Here is a 17,444-nt window from a genome sequence, read left to right on the forward strand (position 1 = left end):
CTCCTTGCGCGCGAGGTTGGCGCGGCGCTGTTCGACCGCGTCGGCCTGGCGTGCCCGCTCGGCGCGCGCAAAGGTCCAGTCGTTGTACCCCCCGGCGTAAACATCGACGGTGCCGTCGTGGACCTCCCACGTCAGCGTCGCCACCGTGTCCAAGAACCAACGATCGTGGGTCACCACTACCACCGCGATCTTGCGGGAGAGGAGATGCTCGGCGAGCCACTGCACCCCCTCGACGTCAAGGTGGTTGGTTGGCTCGTCGAGCACAACCACGTCGAGGTCCTGTACCAACGCGGCGGCGAGGTTCACCCGCCGGCGCTCGCCGCCTGAGAGCTGCCCCACCGGGGTGTCTAGCCCGAGCTCCACCACCCCGGTGCCCTGCAGGACCTCACGCACCTTGGCATTGGAGGCCCACTGGTAGGTGGCGACACCGAGCGGTTCGACCACCGCCTGCCCGATAGTCAGGGTCTCATCTAGATCGAAGCGCTGGGTCACGACGGCCATGCGCAGGTCCGAGTTGTGGGAGACGCGCCCCGCATCCGGCTCCTCGATGCCGGTGAGGACCTCGAGAAGGGTGGTCTTGCCGCCACCGTTGACGCCGACGATGCCGATGCGGTCGCCGGTTTGCACTCCGAGCGACACGCTGTCCAGCAGGGTTTTCAGGCCCCAGGACTTGGAGACGTTTTCGAGGTTGATCAGGTTCGCCATAGGCAGACCAGTCTAGACCACCCCCGCTACCTCAAGGCGGAGTGCATGGAGGAGCTGCGGCGGAATTTGCCCACGATGTGGGCGCAGGCCAGCGCGTCGGAGTCCGCGGTATGGTGGACCAGGTCAAAGGTCGGGGCGCAATAGGCCGCGACCGTCGGCAGCCGGTAGTCGCGCAGCCCCGGGATCAGCCGGCGCGCTGTGCGGCAGGTGCAGTAGAACTGCGCGGGGAACGTGCCGGTGAAGTAGTAGGCGTCAAGCGCGCGCCACACCGCGGCGTCGAAGGGGGCGTTGTGGGCCCACACGGGCAGCTCACCGACGAGGGCGTGGACGTCGTCGGCGATGTCGTACCAGGTCGGGGAGTGTTCTACGGTGTCGCGCTCGATGCCGTGGATGTGGGTGAAGTCGAAGCGAATGTACTCCTCTGGCGGGCGCAAGTAGGTCACCAGCTGGTCTACCACCGCGTCACCCGCGACTTTGATCAACGCAACCTGGCACGCCGAGGCCGGGCTGAGCCGGTTGGCGGTTTCAAAATCAACGGTGACGAACTCGGGCGCGTGAAGTGCCTCGCGCGTCGGGATGTATACGGCGGGTCTCATGGGCCGTCACGCTAACACCGGGCCCGGACGCAACCCCGAACTATTTTCGCACTAGTATTCTAGAATCTGTCGCGCGCCCGTCGTCGGACCGGCGGCGCACACAACCTCGTAGCTGTGGAAGGCTGCTTTGATGCGGTCACGGGCGTTCAACGCGTCCTCCTCATCCTCACACAGAAGCGCCACGGTCGGCCCGGAACCGGAGACGATCGCGCGCAGCCCGCAGTTGTCGGCGGCATCGATCAAGGGCCCGAGCTGCGGGCGCATCGCCACGGCAACCGGCTGCAGGTCGTTGTGAAGCGCGCGGGCAACCGCGCGCGGCTCGCCAGTGACCAATGCCTGGGCTAGCCGGGTGGTGGTAAGGCGCGGAACGAGCGACGCATCGTTGTGGCGCATGTCGTCGAGCCGCGAAAACGCCTCCCCTGTCGACAGTGGCACGCTGGGGTTTATGAGCACCCACCAGTAATGCCCCCGCGACATCATCTCCACCAGCTCGTCGCCGCGGCCCTTGCCCAGCGCCGTGCCTCCCATCAGGCAAAACGGCACGTCGGCGCCCAGCGACTTTGCCAGATTGGTGATGACGTCGCGGCCGAGTGGCACGCCACCGTTGTGCTCCACGAACGCGTTCGCGGCGAGCAACGCGGCGGCGGCGTCGGCGGAGCCGCCGGCCATGCCGCCGGCGACGAAAACGTTCTTTTCCACCTCAATGCTTACCCGCGGCAGCTCGACCAGCCCGTGGGTGTGGCGGTAGGCGTCCACCACCGCGTCGACCGCGCGCCACGCAAGGTTGGCCGGCGTGTCTATGTCTTCTGCCGGCCGCTTCACGCCAAACGACGTAGTCATGCCCGTGACCACCGAGCCCTGCGTCACCCGTGGAGCTCGCGTGTCGACGCTCAACCTCACCGTTTCCCACAGATCAACGGATTGGAACACGGTGACCAGGTCGTGGTAACCGTCGGCGCGCTCGTCGCCCACCCCGAGATGGAGGTTCACTTTCCCGGGCGCAGTGGCGAGGAATTGATTAATCACTGCGCACCCCCGCTGCGCGCGAGTCGGACAAAGTCGTCGACAGAGAGCTTCTCGCCGCGCAACCCCGGGTCGATGCCGGCGGCGACGAGCGCTTGCTCCGCTGCCACAGGCGAACCGTAGACACCAGCCAGCGTGGAGCGCAGGGTCTTGCGACGCTGCGCGAACGCGGCGTCGACAAGCGGGAACACTGAAGCCCGGAGGGTGCGGTCAACCTTAGGGTCGACGTCGATACGCACGAGCCCGGACTCGATGTTCGGTGCCGGCCAAAACACGTTCTTGCCGATCGTCCCGGCCCGGGTGACCCGCCCGTAGAAGGCGGCCTTGACGCTGGGCACGCCGTAGATTTTCGAGCCCGGCTCGGCGGCGAGACGATCCGCAACTTCCTTTTGCACCATGACCAGCACCCGGCGAATCGTCGGAAACTCTTCGAGCAGGTGCAGCAACACCGGCACGGAGACGTTGTAGGGCAAGTTGGCCACCAGCGCCGTCGGAGCGTGCGAAACGTCCGAGCGGCGCACGCGCAGCGCGTCCGCGCACACCACCTCGAGCCTTGTCGCGAACGCGTCAGCCCGCTCCTCGACGGTGCGCGCCAAGCGGCCCGCGAGCCGCGGGTCGATCTCGAGCGCTACGACGTGGGAGACGGAATCGACCAGTCCGAGGGTGAGAGACCCCAGCCCGGGGCCGACCTCGACGACGACGTCGTCGGCGTTCAGCTTCGCCGCCGCGACAATGCGGCGCACCGTATTAGGGTCGTGCACGAAGTTCTGGCCGAGCTTCTTCGTCGGGGTGACACCGAGCTCGCTGGCCAACTGGTGGACCTCGACGGGCCCGAGCAGGTGGGAATCGACCACCGCTAGCGCAGACCCAGCTTCGCGGTGCAGGCCGGCCAGGCACCCCAGCCCTGAGCGGCCTGGGTCTTCTCGGCGATCGCGATCTGCTGCTCGCGGGTGGCCAGGTCAGCGGTCGGCGCGTACTGGGTGCCCCCGTAGGCCGCCCACGTGCCGGCGTTGAACTGCAGGCCGCCGTAGTAGCCGTTGCCGGTGTTGATGGACCAGTTGCCGCCGGACTCGCACTGCGCGATCTGGTCCCACACCGAACCACCGGCGACCGAGGGGGCGCCCGCTGCGGCGGCGGTGGCGGTGGCGGCGGCCTTCGTGCCACGGACGACGGTGGCGGGAACCGCAGGGCGGATCTCTTCCTCGCCAGCGGGGCCGGAAGATTCCACGACCCCGTTGACGGTGACGGTGCGGTACAGCACCTTCTTCTCGCCCTTCGCGCCCGGCTCGCGGACCTCCTCCGTGCCCGCGGGAAGGTTGGCGTCCTCGACCACTTTGGCCGGCGCGTCGAACTCGACGGACTCGGAGGTCTCGGACACGTCGACGCGGTCGAGCACGATCCGCATGTTCGGCTCGAGCGGTGCCGAAAGCGGGACGTTGAGACGGTCGTTGGTGTCGAAGGTGATGCCGCGGGCGGCGAGCAGGTCGCCGACGGTCTTGGCCGCCTCCGAGGTGTAGACGACGTTGCCGCCGTCGTTGATGGAGACGATCTTGGGGGTGGTCACGTCGATGGTCATGCCATCGGTCAGCGGCTGGTCAGGGTGCGCGCTCAGCGCCGAGGCGGCGGTGATTCCGGCCTCGCTGACCAGGTCCGCGACCGTCGCGGCGGTAGACGTGAGCTGCTGCTCAGCGCCGTCGATCACCAGCGCGACAGGCTTGGCGGTGCGCACCGTGACGGTTGTCCCGGACTGCAACGCGTCCGACGGTGCCGGGTAGACGAGGTCGGAAGCACCTACCTCAACGCCGGCCGCCTGCAGTGCACCCTCGACGTCGTCGGAGTAGGTGCGCACCGTGGTGGCTTCGCCGTTGACGTCGACGGTGACGTTCTTCTGGGCCGCTGCGGCGGCGGTGGCGGCGCCGCCGACGATGACAGCGCCTGCGACGCTGCCCGCGAGAACGCGGCGGGTGGCGGAGGTGGTGGAGTTAATGCGCTTGGCAGCCATAAATCGTGTTCCCTAACATTGGTAAGTGTCCTGGCAGTCGTTGTAACAATACGGTAACAATCCGTAATACGCAATATCGTGCGGGGCTAGACCCCGAAAACGCGACTGTACGTCAAGCCAACCTCGGCGGCCAGCTCCGCCGGCGTGGTTGACCGCGCCTGCGCCACCACGGCCGCCGTGTGGCCGATCAACGACGGCTCGTTGCGCGCCCCCCTGAACGGCTCCGGGGTCATGTACGGCGCATCTGTCTCAATCAGCAGCTGCCCCGCCGGGGCCAGCGCGGCAGCCTCGCGCAGATACGCATTGCGCTTGAACGTGACGTTTCCCGCAAACGACAGCACGTAACCGCGCTCGATCGCCTCCCTGGCCACCTCGAGCGGGGAGGAGAAGCAGTGCAGCATCACCTCGCGCGGGCGCGGTGAGTCCGCGAGGATACGCAGCATGTCCTCATCGCCCTCGCGGTTGTGGATCATCAAGGCCTTGCCCGTTTCCACCGCGAGTTGAATGTGGAAGCGAAACGCCTCCTCCTGCACCTCGAGCGGGGCGGTGGATTCCGGGTCGTGGGTGATCCAGTAGGTGTCCACGCCGGTCTCGCCGATGGCCACGCAGCGCGGGTCCCTGGCCATCTCGGCCAGGCGCGTGCGTGTGGCGCCATCGAGCTCGTGCGCGCGCGTCGGGTGAATCGCACACGCGGCGACCACGCTCGGGTGTTCGTGGGCGGCGGCGAGTGCCCTTTCCGCCTCATCCAGTCCGTCGCCGACGGTGCAGATCCGCTCCACGCCGGCCGCCTTGGCCCGCGCAACCAGCTCGGAGAGCGGTTCTTTGATGGAGGCGAGGTGAGTGTGGGCGTCGACAAGCCCGGCGATCGGCTCCGCGGGGACCGGCGTCGGGCGCTTCTTTTTACTCATACGATAGAGACTATGGCATTCGCAGACATCGACGCTTCGACCCGCTCCCAGATCGAGACCGACCTGCTCGAGGCCGCCGCGCGCGGCATCACCGGCGACGCAACGGCCATCGCGGAGTCCTTCGAGGCGGTGATAACGGAGTACCTCGCCTCCGACCCCGACCTGAAGCGCTCCTTCCCGCGCGGGGAGACCGCCCGCATCTACGGCACGGCGCTTGGCGACGCCCTCGTGCGCGAGCACGGCTTTTCCTGGAAATTTCTCGAAGACGACTACGGCACCGACCTCGTCGTCATGCAAACCCCGGAGCGCTACACCGCCCCCATCGTCGTGGTCGACTCGCGGTTTGAGGACGACGAGCCCGGCAAGCTCACCGCATTCATTAAGCAGTTTCTCTAGCGGAGTTCACGGGTATCGTCGCGGGTATGAACCAGATCACGCTGCCGGCCCATTCGACCCTCGTCGCCCACGACACTGTCGGCCCCGACGCGCTCCGCGAGTTCTTCGACCACTACTACCCGCTGCTCCACGAATTCACCGAATCCGTCGGGGTGCTGCCCCAGGCCGCGCGTGCCTACTACTTCAGCCCACCCGGCGAGGCGTTCGATATCGCGGCCGGGTTCGTCATCGCCGACGAGGATCTCGACCTCATCGCCCCGCTTATCGACGACATCGGCGACGGCCACGTCTCCTTGAAGCGCTTCGAGGAGATCGAGGCCGTAGTAAAGCGCGTCACCTGTGCGTACAGCGATCTCGGGGCGCAGTGGGACGAGTTCGCCGCGGCCACGGAGGCGGACGGTCACGCCGTGGACAGACTGCTCATCGAGGAGTACGTCACCATGGGCGACGACCAGGACGCGCCGGTGACGAACCTGTTTATCCCGCTAACTCGTCCTCAATAAAGACGCGCCGGGAGGCGGCGATGCCCAGCCCGCCGAGAACAAGCGAGAGCACCGCCAGCACCACGAGGATTGGGCCGAAAGAGCCGATCTGATCGTAGGCAACGCCGACGAGCAGCGGCCCGGCGGCCGCGAGGATGTAGCCGACGGGCTGCACAAACCCAGACAGCCGCGCGGTGACGCTCACCGTGCGGGTGCGCGCCGGGATCAGTGCCAGCGCCAGCGGGAAGCACCAGCCGCCGATGCCGGAGGTGCGCAGCAGAAGATCGACGCGGTGGTGGGTGCGAACACCACGCCCAGGTACCCGGCGGTGCAGAAACCGACACGGTGGCCGAATAGATGGTGGTCAACGCGACGATGTGGGCACCACCGTACTTCTTGATCCACGCCGGCAAAAGCACGTTGACCAGCGCGATGCCGCCAGCCACGGAGACGGTGGCCACGATGAACAACGAGATCAGCGGGGCGAACGGGCGCAGCGCCAGGCCTCCGGCTGTAACAACGGCGGCCGCGAGCAGCGTCGGCGTTAACCCGACCCGGCGCGCCAGCGGCACCGCGCTGAGCCCGAAAATGCAAAACAACGCGCCGGGCATCGCGGTGATCACACCGCCGACCGAGGCTGGGGCACCGTAATGCGCCAAAACATCGTCAAGCACGGCGCCGACCGACGCCATTCCGGCGCGGAGGTTGATCGCGGCGATGGCCACCGCGACGAACAACAACGCCGGGCGAATTAGCCCACGGGCGCCCATGTCGGTCCGGTTTCGCCTAGTTCGGGATCGAGCTTGGCAATCAGCGGCTGTGGTTTGTCAAGCGTCGTGCCCGGGGTGACGTCAACGCGCCCCCACACGGCCTTTTGCTTGGTGTAGTCGCCGGTGATGGTCAGGTACGTTTGCCCCTTCTCAGGCAGGCCCGCTCCAACCAGCTCGACATCTGCGTCGTCGGAGACCTCCTCGATACGCGGGTTGGCCGCCCACTGCCCGTCGCGGCCAAGCGTTTCGTGCACGCGCTGCGCAGTGTGCGGGATAAACGGGGTGAGCATGGCGTTGCAGTCGGAGACGACCTGCAGCGCCGTCCACAGCACCGTTGCCAATCGGTCGCGCTGCGCGGGGTCCTTGGCCAGCTTCCACGGCTCGTTCTCCGCAATGTACGCATTCGCCTCGCCGACGACGTGCATGACCTTTGTAATCGCGTTTTTGAACTTTGCCTCGCCGAGGTCGGCGCCGGCCTCGACGAAGGTGCGCTCGGCCAGCTCCAAAATACGTTGGTCGGAATCCTCCAGCACGCCCGGCGCGGGCACCTCACCGAAGTTCTTGTGCGCCATGGACACCGTCCGGTTAACCAGGTTGCCCCACCCGTTGGCCAGCTCATTGTTGACCCTGCGCACGAATTCATCCCAGGTGAAATCCGTGTCGTTGTTCTCCGGCCCGGCCACCGCGATGAAGTAGCGCAACGGGTCCGGACCGAACTCGGCCAAGAAGTCCTTGACGTAGATCACCACGCCCTTCGACGAGGAGAACTTCGAGCCGGACATGGTGAGAAACTCCGAGGACACAACCTCGGTGGGCAGGTTGAGCTCCCCAAGCTCACCCGGCTCGCCGCCGGCCGCGCCCTTGCCCGCGTAGCCCAACAGCTCCGCAGGCCAAATCTGCGAGTGGAAGGTGATGTTGTCCTTGCCCATGAAGTAGAAGCCCTCAGTGGCGGGGTCCTGCCAAAACGCTTTCCACGCGTCCGGCTCGCCCGAGCGCGCCGCCCACTCAATCGAGGCGGAGAGGTATCCCACCACCGCGTCGAACCACACGTAGAGCTTCTTCGAGGGGTTGTCCTGCCACCCCTCGACCGGGATCGGGATGCCCCAGTCGATGTCGCGGGTCATCGCGCGCGGGCGCATGTCCTCGAGCAGGTTCAGGGAGAACTTCAACACGTTGGGGCGCCAGTCCTCACGGGTCTCCAGCCAGTCCTTCAGGGCGTCGTGAAGCGCGGGCAAATCGAGCATGAAGTGCTCGGTGTCGACGAACTCCGGCGTCTCCCCGTTGATCTTGGACACCGGGTTGATCAGGTCGGCCGGATCCAGCTGGTTGCCGCAGGTGTCGCACTGGTCTCCGCGCGCATCGGTCGCCCCGCAGATCGGGCAGGTGCCCTCGATGTAGCGATCCGGCAGGGTGCGCCCCGTTGAGGGCGAAATCGCTCCCCTGGTGGTCTCCTTGACCATGTATCCGTTGGCGTAGAGGCCCTTGAACAACTCCTGCACCACGGCGTAGTGGTTACGTGTGGTGGTGCGGGTGAACAGGTCGTAGGACAGTCCCAGGCCTGCGAGGTCTTCGACGATCTGCGCATTGTAGCGGTCCGCCAACTCTTTGACCGTCACGCCCTCTTTGTCCGCCTGGACCAAAAGCGGGGTGCCGTGCTCATCGGTGCCGGAAACCATGAGCACATTGTGGCCCGTCATGCGCAGGTAGCGCGCAAAAACATCGGAAGGAACCCCGAAACCGGCGACGTGGCCGATGTGGCGGGGGCCGTTGGCGTAGGGCCAGGCAACGCAAACGAGGACGTTGTCGTGAGAAGTCATGGCCTCAACCTTACTGCCGACCCGGGGTGATGATTCGCTTCACCTGCCGCTTGCGGGCTTCTAGCTGGCGTTGCTCGCGGTGGCGGCGGCGCTCCACCGCGAGCTGCCGGGCGAAGCGCTCCTGTTCCTTCGCATCGAGGTAGATCGGGTCATTGGAGACATCTTTAACAATCGCGAACATCAGCGCGACGAGGATGAACAAGAACGGTGTCGCCGCGACGATGGTGACCGACTGCAAAGAGTTGAGCGCGTCGCTGCCGCCGTTGACCAGCAGCATCAGACCGACACCCGCGGTTCCGAGGCCGAAGACCGCGGCGAGCCACGACTTGGCATTGATGCGTCCATTCTGCGCCATCGATGCCATCACTGTGGAGGCCGAGTCGGCGGAGGTGATGAAGAACGTCCCGAGCAAAATCACGGCAAAGATGCCCATGAAGAACCCACCGGGCAGGCTGTGCAAAAGGCTAAAGAGCTGGTCTTCGGGGTCCCCGGAGCCGTAGATCGAGTTGCCCTCCTGCTCGAGTTTGATGGCGTAGCCGCCGAAGATGGAAAACCAGATTGTCGACAGCAACGAGGGCACGAGCATCACACCGAGACAGAACTCGCGGATCGTGCGCCCACGCGAGATACGGGCGAGGAACATGCCGACGAAGGGCGACCATGAGATCCACCACGCCCAGTAGAAGATGGTCCAGCCAGAGAGAAACGCCCCCGCCTCGCCGTCGGCGCTTTCCGCGGTGCGGGCCGCCATGGAGAAGAATTGGTTCACGTAGGAACCGATCGCGGTGGGCAGCATGTTGAGCATGCTGACCGTTGGCCCGACAACGAAGACGAAGATGGCCAGGCCGGCAGCGATGATCATGTTGAGGTTGGACAACAGCCGGATTCCGCGCGAGACCCCCGAGATCGCGGAAAGTAAGAACGCCAGCGTCAGCACGGCGATGATACCGCTGGTCAACTGCATCGACGGCGACTCAACGAACCCGGAGGCGCGCAGGCCCGAGGTGATCTGCAGAGCGCCGAGACCGAGCGAGCAGGCGGTGCCGAAGATGGTGGCGAAAATCGCCAGTCCGTCGACGACCTTGCCCACGACACCTTCGGCTCCCTTCTGCCCGATCAGCGGGACGAAGGCGCTTGACAGCAGCTGCTTGCGGCCCAGGCGGAAGGTCGAGTACGCAATAGCAAGCCCGACCACGGCATAGAGAGCCCACGGGTGCAATGTCCAGTGGAACATGGTTTGCGCCATAGACGTCCCCACCTCGTTGGTGGGCCGTCCCGGTACACCGTCGCGGTACATGCTCAGCGGCTCGGATGCGCCGTAGAACATCAACCCGATGCCCATACCGGCGGCGAACATCATTGAGATCCAGGACGCGGTGGAGAACTCGGGCTGCTCATCCGACCCGCCTAGGCGGATGGAGCCGAATTTGGAAAAGGCGATCACCAAAATGAAGCCCACGAAGACGGTGCCGAAGAGCACGAACGCCCAGCCGAGGTTGTCAATGACCCAGCTAAACGACGCGTCCGCGAACGCCCCGAAACTCTCGGGGCCGTTCAGGCCCCAGGCGACGATGCCAGCAACGAGCGCCACGATCGGGATGACAACCGCCCAACTAATCGGGGCAGCGTCGTCATCGGCCTCGAAGGTGACGGGCTCGTCCTGGGGTGCCAGGAGGCTCTCACCCCTGTGCTCCGCTTCGATGAGCGCGACGAGTTCACTCGTCGCCGACGGCGCGGGCTCTGCTGCGTGTTCTTTGTCACTCAATGGGTGCCACTCCTTAAGTGCTACTAGTGAAGCTATTCTCAGGCGCTAGGCAGACTACCCCACATCGACGACAAGGGTTAACCGCGATCGCGCTGTGCGAGGGCCTCATCGTACAGATCCCCAGCCTTCACGCCGTGGGCGCGCGCGATGTCTTTCACCACGTCTTTGAGCCTTTCACCAGCATCAACGCGCGCCGCAACCGCGTCGACGAGATCCGCGGCGTCCAGCACTTCGGGTGCGCCGCCTTCAATGACGACGGTGATTTCCCCGCGCAGCCCGTCTGCGGCCCATTGCGCTAGCTCGCTCAGCGACGCCCTTTTGACCTCCTCGAAAGTTTTCGTCAGCTCCCGGCACACCGCGGCCCGGCGCTCTCCGCCGAGAACCTCGGCGGCGTCGGCAAGCGTGGCGCCGATGCGGTGCGGTGACTCGAAGAAGCACACAGCGCGGTGCTGGTCTTTGAGTGTGACGAGCCAAGCGCGACGCGGGCCGGCCTTGCGCGGTGCGAAGCCGTCGAAGATGAAGTGGCCGACATTGAGCCCGGAGAGCGCGAGCGCCGTGGTCACCGCTGACGGCCCCGGCACGCAGGTGACGTTCACGCCGGCATCGTGCGCGGCGGAGACGACCACGTGGCCCGGGTCGGAAACCAGCGGCATCCCGGCGTCCGTGACGACGAGGACCATGCGGGTGCGGGCGGCGTCGATAAGCTCGTCGACGCGTAGCTTTTCGTTGTGGTCGAAGTTCGACACCACCTTCGCCTCAAGTTCAACACCCAAAGCCGCGGCGAGCTGACGGGTCCGGCGGGTGTCCTCCGCCGCGATCACGTCGGCGGCGCCAAGCGCCTGGGCAAGCCGGGCCGAGGCGTCGCCGATGTTGCCGAGCGGGGTGGCCGCGAGCACGATGCCGGTGGAGGGGACGGTGGATTCGCTCTCGCTCATGGGGACCAAGGGTAATATCCCCGGGGTGACTACGGCCATCTCCCCCAAACGAGTCGCCCCGCGCCCGCCGGTAACCATCCCCTGGGCCAGGCGCGACACCGTGGCACTGGCGATCGTGGCAGGGCTCGCGCTGTTCACCCGGCTGATCGGGCTGACTCAGCCCACCGCCGGCGGCACCCCCATCTTCGACGAGAAGCACTACGTTCCGCAGGCGTGGGACATGGTGCGCTCCTTTTCCAATCCCGTGTTGGGCGGGATTGAGTCCAACCCCGCCTACGGTCTGGTCGTGCACCCGCCGCTGGGCAAGCAGCTGCTGGCCGTAGGCGAGTTCCTCTTCGGATACACCCCTTTGGGCTGGAGAATCATGCCCGCGCTCTTTGGCGTCGGAACCGTGGTGTTCACCCTGTTGCTGTGCCGCCGGCTGACCCAATCGACGGCGTTGGGGTTTGTGGCCGGGCTCATTGCCGTGTTCGACGGCGTGTTGCTGGTGACTGCGAAGTTCGGCATGCTCGACGTCTTCCAGGTGTTTTTCATCGTCGCCGCGGCCTGGACGCTGGCCGGCGATATGCGCGAGGCCCACGCGCGCATGCACCACGCGCACATCACGGGCAACTTCGGCCCGCGCCTCGGGTTTCGCTGGTGGCGCTTCGCCACCGGCGTGCTTTTGGGCTTAGCACTGTCCGTGAAGTGGTCGGGGCTGTACTACATCGCGTTCTTCGGCCTACTCTCCACTTTCTGGGACCTGTGGTTGCGCCGCCGCTATGGGGTCGCTCGCCCGGTCGTGGGCACGCTGCTTCGCGACGTCCCCGCCGCGCTCGCCTCCCTCGTGGTGGTCCCGGCGCTGCTCTACATCTTCTCCTGGCGCGCATGGTTCGCATCCGAAACATCCGTCTACCGCCACGCCGCTGTCGATGGGACGATCTCTGGCTCCGACTGGCCCTGGCTCGGAGCGCTGCCGGACGCGGTAGCGAGCTGGCTGTACTACCACCTCTCGGTGGCGCAGTTCCACGCCAGTTTGACGTCGTCAAGCGGGCACTCGCACCCCTGGGACTCCAAACCGTGGGCGTGGCTCGTCGGCGCGCGCCCGATCCTGTACTACTCGGCGACCGACATTGACTGCGGGTTTACCACCTGCCGTGAGATGATCTTCCTCTTCGGCACTCCCGCGATCTGGTGGCTGACGGTGCCAGTCCTGCTGTGGTCGGCGTGGGTGTGGCTGACGCGCCGAGACTTCCGCGTCATCGTGCCGCTCATCGCGTTCGCGGCGGGCTTCGTGCCCTGGCTGGCGGCGTTCGACCGTCAGATGTACTTCTTCTACGCTGCCGCGCTCGCGCCGTTTATCTGCGTGCTGCTCGCCATCGCCGTCGGCTACGTGGCGCGGCTTGGCACCACCGTGCCGCTGAAGTGGGTGCGCAAGCTCGCGGGATACCCCGTGACCACCGGCCAGCTCGCCGTGATTGTGTACCTGGCGCTGGTGGTCGGGATGTTCATCTATTTCGCGCCGATCCTCTACGGCATTCGCATCCCGGACTTTTACTACGCCCTGATTATGTGGCTTCCGAGCTGGAGGTAGTTTGGTTTGGTTGTGCGTTGTGCTGGGGTGGGTGTTGCGGGCGGTTAGATGTCACGGTCAACGGCTGGGCTGTGGTTGCTACCTGAGGTTTTGCGGCCGGGTGGGGCTTGAGTGTGACATCTCACCCGGTCAGATGTCACGGTCAGCGGTTGTGGGGTGGGTGCGACCTGGGGTTTTGCGGTCGGGTGCGCCTTGACTGTGACATCTCAGGCGGTGAGATGTCACGGTCAACGGTTCTGCCGTGGTTGCGACCTGCGGTTTTACCGCCGGGTGCGCCTTGACTGTGACATCTCACCCGGCCAAACGTCACGGTCGATGGTTGCAGAGTGATCGCGACCTGCGGTTTCACGGCCGGGCGCGCCTCAACCGTGACATCTCACCGCCCCACCAAACAACGAAAACCCACCCTACGTCGGATCCGCACCCAGCGACCGCCACGCGCGACGCAACTGCGGGCCGCGATCAATCGCGAGCGTGCCCAACAGTGCGACCAGGGTCGGCAGCAGAATCAGCACATGCGACGCGACACCCGAGCCGGTGTCGAGCACCGCGTCGCGCACCACAAACCCCAGCGTGAAGGTGAACATCGAGCCCACCACCAGGGCGATGCCGGGGATCTGGGCGGGGCGCGCCGCGGTGTACGCCAGTGCGCTGGCCACGCCGAGGCGCACTGACGCCGTTGCCGGCTCCCCACCGTTGACCAGGTGCACCACCGCCCACGCCAGCCACACCAGCGCCGCCGCGACGAGTGCAATCCGGCACAGCGTGAGCAGTACCGTGCGCCGCTGAGAGAGCCTGCGCCACTCGCCCTCGACCCCGGCGAGGATGACCGTGGAGAGGTTTTCCGGCGGTGCCATCCCACCGCCGATCTCGGCGAAGCGCAGGTTGCGCGACAGGGAGAGAATCCGCTGGTAGTAGGCGCTGCACTCGGCGCACTCGGCGACGTGGGCGTCGACGACGGCGTCGTCAAGCCCGCTCGATTCCCCGTCGACGCGGGCGGAGAGCGCGGCGCGCACCTGGTCGTGGCTAAGCACGAGTTAACACCCCGTCGAGGCTGGCGCGCCCGGCGCCGAAGACGACCACGATAAACAGCGCGCTCGCAAGCACCACCGGGTACTCCACCCCGCCGGCCTCGGCGAAGAACCCGTGGTCGAGGTGGACAAAGTAGGCGGCCGCCGCGGCGAGCAGCGCCAACACACCCGCGACCAACGTGGTCAGCAGACCGATAATCAGCAGCGCACCGCCGATGAGCTCGACGGACCCGGCGAGGTAGGCGCTGAGCTTAGGCTGGGGCACGCCCCATTCGGCGAATTGCGCGGCCGAGCGCGCCATGCCCGTTTCAAACCAGCGGCGGTAACCGTGGGCGACGAAAACGGCGCCGAGGACAAAACGCAACACCAAAAGCGCGAAGTCGCGAACCGCGGGCCTGTTCATGTGGAATAGATTACCTGTGGAACCTGCGGGCGCGAACTACAGTCCAACAGGGTATGAAACTCAAAGAAAACGGACTCATCATCGGCGACGACGGCCGCGCCCGCCCCCCCTGGGCCGCCGCCGACGAGTTGCTGCGCAACTACTACGACACCGAATGGGGCATGCCTGTCACCGACGAGCGCGGCATGTTCGAGCGCGTCTGCCTCGAGGGCTTTCAGGTGGGGTTGTCCTGGCGACTGATCCTGAAAAAACGCGACGCGCTGCGGGAGGCCTTCTTCGGCTTCGACCCGGATGAGGTCGCGCGCATGGACTCTGTCGAGCATTTGCTTTCCGACGCCTCCCTGATACGCAACGGCCGCAAGCTCAAGGCGGTGATCACCAACGCCCGGGCCACCGTCGCTCTTCGCGAACGCGGCACGAACCTCGCCGAGTTCGTGTGGTCGTATAAGCCTGAGACGACCCCCGCGCCGACAACAATGGACGAGGTTCCCACCCGCTCGGCCGAATCCGAGCAGCTGGCGAAGGATTTAAAGGCGCTTGGGTTCCGCTTCGTCGGCCCGGTAACCATGTACGCGCTCATGGAGTCGACCGGGATTGTCGACACCCACCTGGTGGGCAGTTGGCGCAGGGGCTCCTCCGGTATCTGGGGGTAGGGTGGCATCCATGCATGTCGGAGCTGCCATCGCACAGTCCCTTGAATCACACCACGTCTCACACGTGTTCATGGTCCCCGGCGAAAGTTTCCTCGCGGTGCTCGACGGGTTGCACGACAGTCCCGTTACCTCCGTCGTGTGCCGTCACGAGGGTGGCGCCACCTACGCCGCCGAGGCGCACGGTAAGGCCACCGGGCGCGCGGGCGTTGCCATGGTCACTCGCGGCCCCGGCGCCGCGAACGCCAAGATCGGTGTCTACACGGCGTGGCAGGACGAAGTCCCGGTGGTGCTTTTCGTCGGTCTCGTCCCGGTCAAGGACCGCTACCGGGAGTCGTTCCAGGAGTTCGACATCAACTCCTGGTTCGGCGACATCGCCAAGGGCGTGTTCGTCATCGACGATGCGCAGCGCGCCAGCCGGGTTGTCGCCAATGCCTTCCACCTCGCGCAGTCGGGCCGGCGCGGTCCGGTCGTCGTCGGACTGCCCGAGGACGTGCTGCTCGAGGAGTTCACCGGGGAGATCGCGGGGCCGATGAGCACCGCGCAGGGCGCGGTGTCGGATCACGACATCGAGATCATCACCGAGGCACTGCGCGGCGCCCGCACCCCGCTCATCTTCGAAGGCGGCCAGGGTTGGACCCAGCAGGCCTGCGATGCGGTACAGAGCTTCGCCGAGCGCCACTCGATCCCCGTTGTCAACGACATGCGCTCCACCGACCGCATTAGCTTCGACTCCCCCGCCAACGCGGGCTGGCTCGGCACCGCCCGCAACGATGAGACGGCACAGCTGCTCGAGGAGGCCGACGTGCTGTTGTGCATCGGGGCGAAGCTGTGGGACAAGCCCACCGATAATTTCACGCTGCGCCAGTCGCTTGATGCGGTCAATATCGTGGTCAACTCCGACGCCGGGCTCAAGGGCGCTTCCGGGGCGCTGACCCACCACGTCCTCGCAGACCCGCACGCTTTTGCCCAGGTGATCGGCGAGATCTCGCTGGATTCCAAGCCTGACACCACTCAATGGTTCGCCAAAGCCCGCAATATTCACGCCGAGTTTTCCGCCATCCCCGACCCGGAGGAGCGTTTCGCCAACCTGCCCGAGGGCGCGGTGGACTTCTACCACGTTTTCGAACAGGTCACGGCCCGGCTCGACGAGACCGCGCTGACCGCGTTCGGCGCCGGCAACCACTGTTTCTGGCCGCAGCGCTTCTTTCCCACGCGGCGCTTTCCCTCGATGCTCGCCCCGCGGCTGGGTTCGATGGGTTACTCGGTGGCCGCCGGTTTAGCCGCGAAGCTCGCGCACCCGGAGAAGACGGTGGTGGTCTTCGCCGGCGACGGGGAGCTGCTGATGAACGGCCAGGAGATCGTCACCGCGGTGCGCTACGGCGCGCCCATGCTCATCGTCGTGGTGGACAACCAGCAGTACGGCACGATCCGCGCGCACCAGGAAAAGCATTTCCCCGGCCGGGTGGAGGGCACACAGCTGGCCAACCCGGATTTCGCGGCGTGGGCTCGGGCGATGGGCGCATGGGCGGAAACGATCACAACCGACGATGAGGTCGAGGCCGCCGTTGAGCACGCCTTCGCCGCGCTTGATGACGCCCACGTGGCCGTACTCCACGTCATCGTCGACCAGGACCACGCCACTCCCGAAGGCAGCGCGCAGGCCTAGTTCGCCTCCTCCCAGACCTCCTTCGCGGCCGAGAAATTCAGGAGTGCGATGACACACCCGACGACGATGTCGAACCACGCCGTGGCATAGACGAGGGTGAGCAGCCCCGCGGCGATGATCAGCAGGTTGGACAGTGCGTCGTTACGCGCAGCGAGCCACGCCCCCGTGGCCAGCGCGACGCCGGTGCCGCGCACCTTGAGCAGGATCATCGCGCAGACAACGTTGACCACGAGCGCGCCGGCCGCAACGAGGGTGAGGCCTTCCGGGGCCGGCGGCACCGGGTTGAGCACTTTGTGCACCACCATCACCAGCGCGGCGACGGCGGGAATGAGGATCAGGCCCGCGAGCACTTTCGCGGCGACCCTCCTGAGCGCCACCGGTCACGCGGCCGCGACGAAGACAAGCAGGTTGATCGCGGTGTCTTCGAGGAAGTCGACGGAATCGGCGAGCAGCGCCGCGGAACCGAGCGCCGCGCCCGCGACCACTTCAACGAAAAAGTAGGCGAGGTTCAGCAGCGCGACGATTAAAACCGCGCGGCGCATTAGCTAGCTCGGTGGTAGTCGTCGTATTCGTAGCCCACGGTCGCCGGGGCCACCGCGTGGTGGTAGTCGAGGTTCGCGAAATCGGGGCTTTCGTCGTCAAGCTCGACGATGACGGCGCCGGGCACGCGCCGCTCCCGCGGCAGCGCGGCGGAGTCGGCGGAGGTGACCACGCCCATC

At 66.2% G+C, this 17,444-nt stretch carries 20 protein-coding genes; 6 read left to right on the forward strand and 14 right to left on the reverse strand.

All coding sequences use genetic code 11. The features are described 5' to 3' along the window. From HMPREF0298_RS09880 to HMPREF0298_RS09905, 6 genes are all read right to left on the reverse strand, one after another. A partial coding sequence (locus HMPREF0298_RS09880; protein ID WP_006841036.1) for an ATP-binding cassette domain-containing protein occupies positions 1-705 on the reverse strand: 705 nt, incomplete at its 3' end. A gap of 26 nt (positions 706-731) precedes the next feature. Then, positions 732-1,301, reverse strand: coding sequence for an exonuclease domain-containing protein (locus tag HMPREF0298_RS09885; protein WP_006841037.1), 570 nt, complete (start codon positions 1,299-1,301; stop codon positions 732-734). A 51-nt stretch (positions 1,302-1,352) separates the two neighbouring features. Continuing rightward, the gene (locus tag HMPREF0298_RS09890; RefSeq protein WP_006841038.1) at positions 1,353-2,327 is read right to left on the reverse strand and encodes a 4-(cytidine 5'-diphospho)-2-C-methyl-D-erythritol kinase; all 975 of its coding nucleotides are present in this window, start codon (positions 2,325-2,327) and stop codon (positions 1,353-1,355) included. Next, a complete protein-coding gene (gene rsmA, locus HMPREF0298_RS09895; RefSeq protein WP_006841039.1) occupies positions 2,324-3,178 on the reverse strand; it encodes a 16S rRNA (adenine(1518)-N(6)/adenine(1519)-N(6))-dimethyltransferase RsmA in 855 nt (284 codons plus the stop codon). Before rsmA ends, HMPREF0298_RS09890 begins: the two co-directional genes overlap by 4 nt. A gap of 2 nt (positions 3,179-3,180) precedes the next feature. Then, entirely contained in the window at positions 3,181-4,326 is a 1,146-nt protein-coding gene (locus tag HMPREF0298_RS09900) for a resuscitation-promoting factor (protein WP_006841040.1), read from the reverse strand. A gap of 86 nt (positions 4,327-4,412) precedes the next feature. Beyond that, positions 4,413-5,234, reverse strand: a complete 822-nt coding sequence (locus tag HMPREF0298_RS09905) for a TatD family hydrolase (protein WP_006841041.1) — start codon at positions 5,232-5,234, stop codon at positions 4,413-4,415. A 12-nt stretch (positions 5,235-5,246) separates the two neighbouring features. Between HMPREF0298_RS09905 and HMPREF0298_RS09910 the strand changes: the two genes are divergently transcribed. Both HMPREF0298_RS09910 and HMPREF0298_RS09915 read left to right on the forward strand, forming a co-directional pair. Next, positions 5,247-5,630, forward strand: a complete 384-nt coding sequence (locus HMPREF0298_RS09910) for a DUF3806 domain-containing protein (protein WP_006841042.1) — start codon at positions 5,247-5,249, stop codon at positions 5,628-5,630. 26 nt (positions 5,631-5,656) lie between these two features. Next, the gene (locus HMPREF0298_RS09915) at positions 5,657-6,133 is read left to right on the forward strand and encodes a hypothetical protein (RefSeq protein WP_006841043.1); all 477 of its coding nucleotides are present in this window, start codon (positions 5,657-5,659) and stop codon (positions 6,131-6,133) included. On the opposite strand, the gene HMPREF0298_RS12785 is transcribed toward HMPREF0298_RS09915, so the two are convergent. Further along, positions 6,108-6,317 carry a hypothetical protein gene (locus tag HMPREF0298_RS12785; protein WP_006841044.1) on the reverse strand — a complete coding sequence of 70 codons (210 nt, stop codon included), beginning with the start codon at positions 6,315-6,317 and terminating at the stop codon, positions 6,108-6,110. The two genes, HMPREF0298_RS09915 and HMPREF0298_RS12785, sit on opposite strands and share 26 nt — an antisense overlap. 152 nt (positions 6,318-6,469) lie before the next feature. On the opposite strand from HMPREF0298_RS12785, the gene HMPREF0298_RS12790 reads away from it, so the two are divergent. After that, the gene (locus HMPREF0298_RS12790) at positions 6,470-6,763 is read left to right on the forward strand and encodes a hypothetical protein (protein WP_040423098.1); all 294 of its coding nucleotides are present in this window, start codon (positions 6,470-6,472) and stop codon (positions 6,761-6,763) included. 100 nt (positions 6,764-6,863) lie between these two features. On the opposite strand, the gene metG is transcribed toward HMPREF0298_RS12790, so the two are convergent. The 3 genes from metG to rsmI form a co-directional block, all read right to left on the reverse strand. After that, positions 6,864-8,699, reverse strand: coding sequence for a methionine--tRNA ligase (metG, locus tag HMPREF0298_RS09930; protein WP_006841045.1), 1,836 nt, complete (start codon positions 8,697-8,699; stop codon positions 6,864-6,866). 10 nt (positions 8,700-8,709) lie between these two features. Next, a complete protein-coding gene (locus HMPREF0298_RS09935; protein WP_006841046.1) occupies positions 8,710-10,464 on the reverse strand; it encodes a BCCT family transporter in 1,755 nt (584 codons plus the stop codon). Between the two features lie 77 nt (positions 10,465-10,541). After that, positions 10,542-11,399, reverse strand: coding sequence for a 16S rRNA (cytidine(1402)-2'-O)-methyltransferase (gene rsmI, locus HMPREF0298_RS09940; RefSeq protein ID WP_040423100.1), 858 nt, complete (start codon positions 11,397-11,399; stop codon positions 10,542-10,544). Between rsmI and HMPREF0298_RS09945 the strand changes: the two genes are divergently transcribed. Further along, the gene (locus HMPREF0298_RS09945) at positions 11,398-12,972 is read left to right on the forward strand and encodes a dolichyl-phosphate-mannose--protein mannosyltransferase (RefSeq protein WP_006841048.1); all 1,575 of its coding nucleotides are present in this window, start codon (positions 11,398-11,400) and stop codon (positions 12,970-12,972) included. The two genes, rsmI and HMPREF0298_RS09945, sit on opposite strands and share 2 nt — an antisense overlap. A gap of 407 nt (positions 12,973-13,379) precedes the next feature. Here HMPREF0298_RS09945 and HMPREF0298_RS09950 read toward each other — a convergent pair whose 3' ends face one another. Together HMPREF0298_RS09950 and HMPREF0298_RS09955 are read right to left on the reverse strand one after the other, a co-directional pair. Then, complete coding sequence (locus HMPREF0298_RS09950) at positions 13,380-14,006, reverse strand: zf-HC2 domain-containing protein (RefSeq protein ID WP_006841049.1); 627 nt, start codon at positions 14,004-14,006, stop codon at positions 13,380-13,382. Next, positions 13,999-14,406, reverse strand: coding sequence for a DoxX family protein (locus tag HMPREF0298_RS09955; protein ID WP_006841050.1), 408 nt, complete (start codon positions 14,404-14,406; stop codon positions 13,999-14,001). The genes HMPREF0298_RS09950 and HMPREF0298_RS09955 overlap by 8 nt, the downstream gene beginning before the upstream one ends. A gap of 53 nt (positions 14,407-14,459) precedes the next feature. On the opposite strand from HMPREF0298_RS09955, the gene HMPREF0298_RS09960 reads away from it, so the two are divergent. Both HMPREF0298_RS09960 and HMPREF0298_RS09965 read left to right on the forward strand, forming a co-directional pair. Beyond that, a complete protein-coding gene (locus tag HMPREF0298_RS09960) occupies positions 14,460-15,059 on the forward strand; it encodes a DNA-3-methyladenine glycosylase I (protein ID WP_006841051.1) in 600 nt (199 codons plus the stop codon). A gap of 10 nt (positions 15,060-15,069) precedes the next feature. Further along, complete coding sequence (locus HMPREF0298_RS09965) at positions 15,070-16,725, forward strand: thiamine pyrophosphate-dependent enzyme (RefSeq protein WP_006841052.1); 1,656 nt, start codon at positions 15,070-15,072, stop codon at positions 16,723-16,725. Here the strand turns inward: HMPREF0298_RS09965 and HMPREF0298_RS09970 are convergent. Next, on the reverse strand, positions 16,722-17,102 hold the full coding sequence (locus HMPREF0298_RS09970; RefSeq protein WP_006841053.1) for a cation efflux transmembrane domain-containing protein: 381 nt from the start codon (positions 17,100-17,102) through the stop codon (positions 16,722-16,724). The two genes, HMPREF0298_RS09965 and HMPREF0298_RS09970, sit on opposite strands and share 4 nt — an antisense overlap. A 3-nt stretch (positions 17,103-17,105) precedes the next feature. Further along, positions 17,106-17,267 carry a hypothetical protein gene (locus HMPREF0298_RS12795; protein ID WP_006841054.1) on the reverse strand — a complete coding sequence of 54 codons (162 nt, stop codon included), beginning with the start codon at positions 17,265-17,267 and terminating at the stop codon, positions 17,106-17,108. Positions 17,268-17,444: the final 177 nt, after the last annotated feature.

Source organism: Corynebacterium lipophiloflavum DSM 44291, from assembly GCF_000159635.1.
Taxonomy (GTDB): Bacteria; Actinomycetota; Actinomycetes; order Mycobacteriales; family Mycobacteriaceae; genus Corynebacterium; species Corynebacterium lipophiloflavum.

Excerpts from the sequence above, each read along its gene's own strand:
- HMPREF0298_RS09885 (WP_006841037.1), bottom strand. The coding sequence starts at position 1,301 with ATGAGACCCGCCGTATACATCCCGACGCGCGAGGCACTTCACGCGCCC.
- HMPREF0298_RS09900 (WP_006841040.1), bottom strand. The coding sequence starts at position 4,326 with ATGGCTGCCAAGCGCATTAACTCCACCACCTCCGCCACCCGCCGCGTT.
- HMPREF0298_RS09905 (WP_006841041.1), bottom strand. The coding sequence starts at position 5,234 with ATGAGTAAAAAGAAGCGCCCGACGCCGGTCCCCGCGGAGCCGATCGCC.
- HMPREF0298_RS09910 (WP_006841042.1), top strand. The coding sequence starts at position 5,247 with ATGGCATTCGCAGACATCGACGCTTCGACCCGCTCCCAGATCGAGACC.
- HMPREF0298_RS09915 (WP_006841043.1), top strand. The coding sequence starts at position 5,657 with ATGAACCAGATCACGCTGCCGGCCCATTCGACCCTCGTCGCCCACGAC.
- HMPREF0298_RS12790 (WP_040423098.1), top strand. The coding sequence starts at position 6,470 with ATGGTGGTCAACGCGACGATGTGGGCACCACCGTACTTCTTGATCCAC.
- metG (WP_006841045.1), bottom strand. The coding sequence starts at position 8,699 with ATGACTTCTCACGACAACGTCCTCGTTTGCGTTGCCTGGCCCTACGCC.
- HMPREF0298_RS09945 (WP_006841048.1), top strand. The coding sequence starts at position 11,398 with ATGGGGACCAAGGGTAATATCCCCGGGGTGACTACGGCCATCTCCCCC.
- rsmI (WP_040423100.1), bottom strand. The coding sequence starts at position 11,399 with ATGAGCGAGAGCGAATCCACCGTCCCCTCCACCGGCATCGTGCTCGCG.
- HMPREF0298_RS09955 (WP_006841050.1), bottom strand. The coding sequence starts at position 14,406 with ATGAACAGGCCCGCGGTTCGCGACTTCGCGCTTTTGGTGTTGCGTTTT.
- HMPREF0298_RS09960 (WP_006841051.1), top strand. The coding sequence starts at position 14,460 with ATGAAACTCAAAGAAAACGGACTCATCATCGGCGACGACGGCCGCGCC.
- HMPREF0298_RS09965 (WP_006841052.1), top strand. The coding sequence starts at position 15,070 with ATGCATGTCGGAGCTGCCATCGCACAGTCCCTTGAATCACACCACGTC.
- HMPREF0298_RS12795 (WP_006841054.1), bottom strand. The coding sequence starts at position 17,267 with ATGCGCCGCGCGGTTTTAATCGTCGCGCTGCTGAACCTCGCCTACTTT.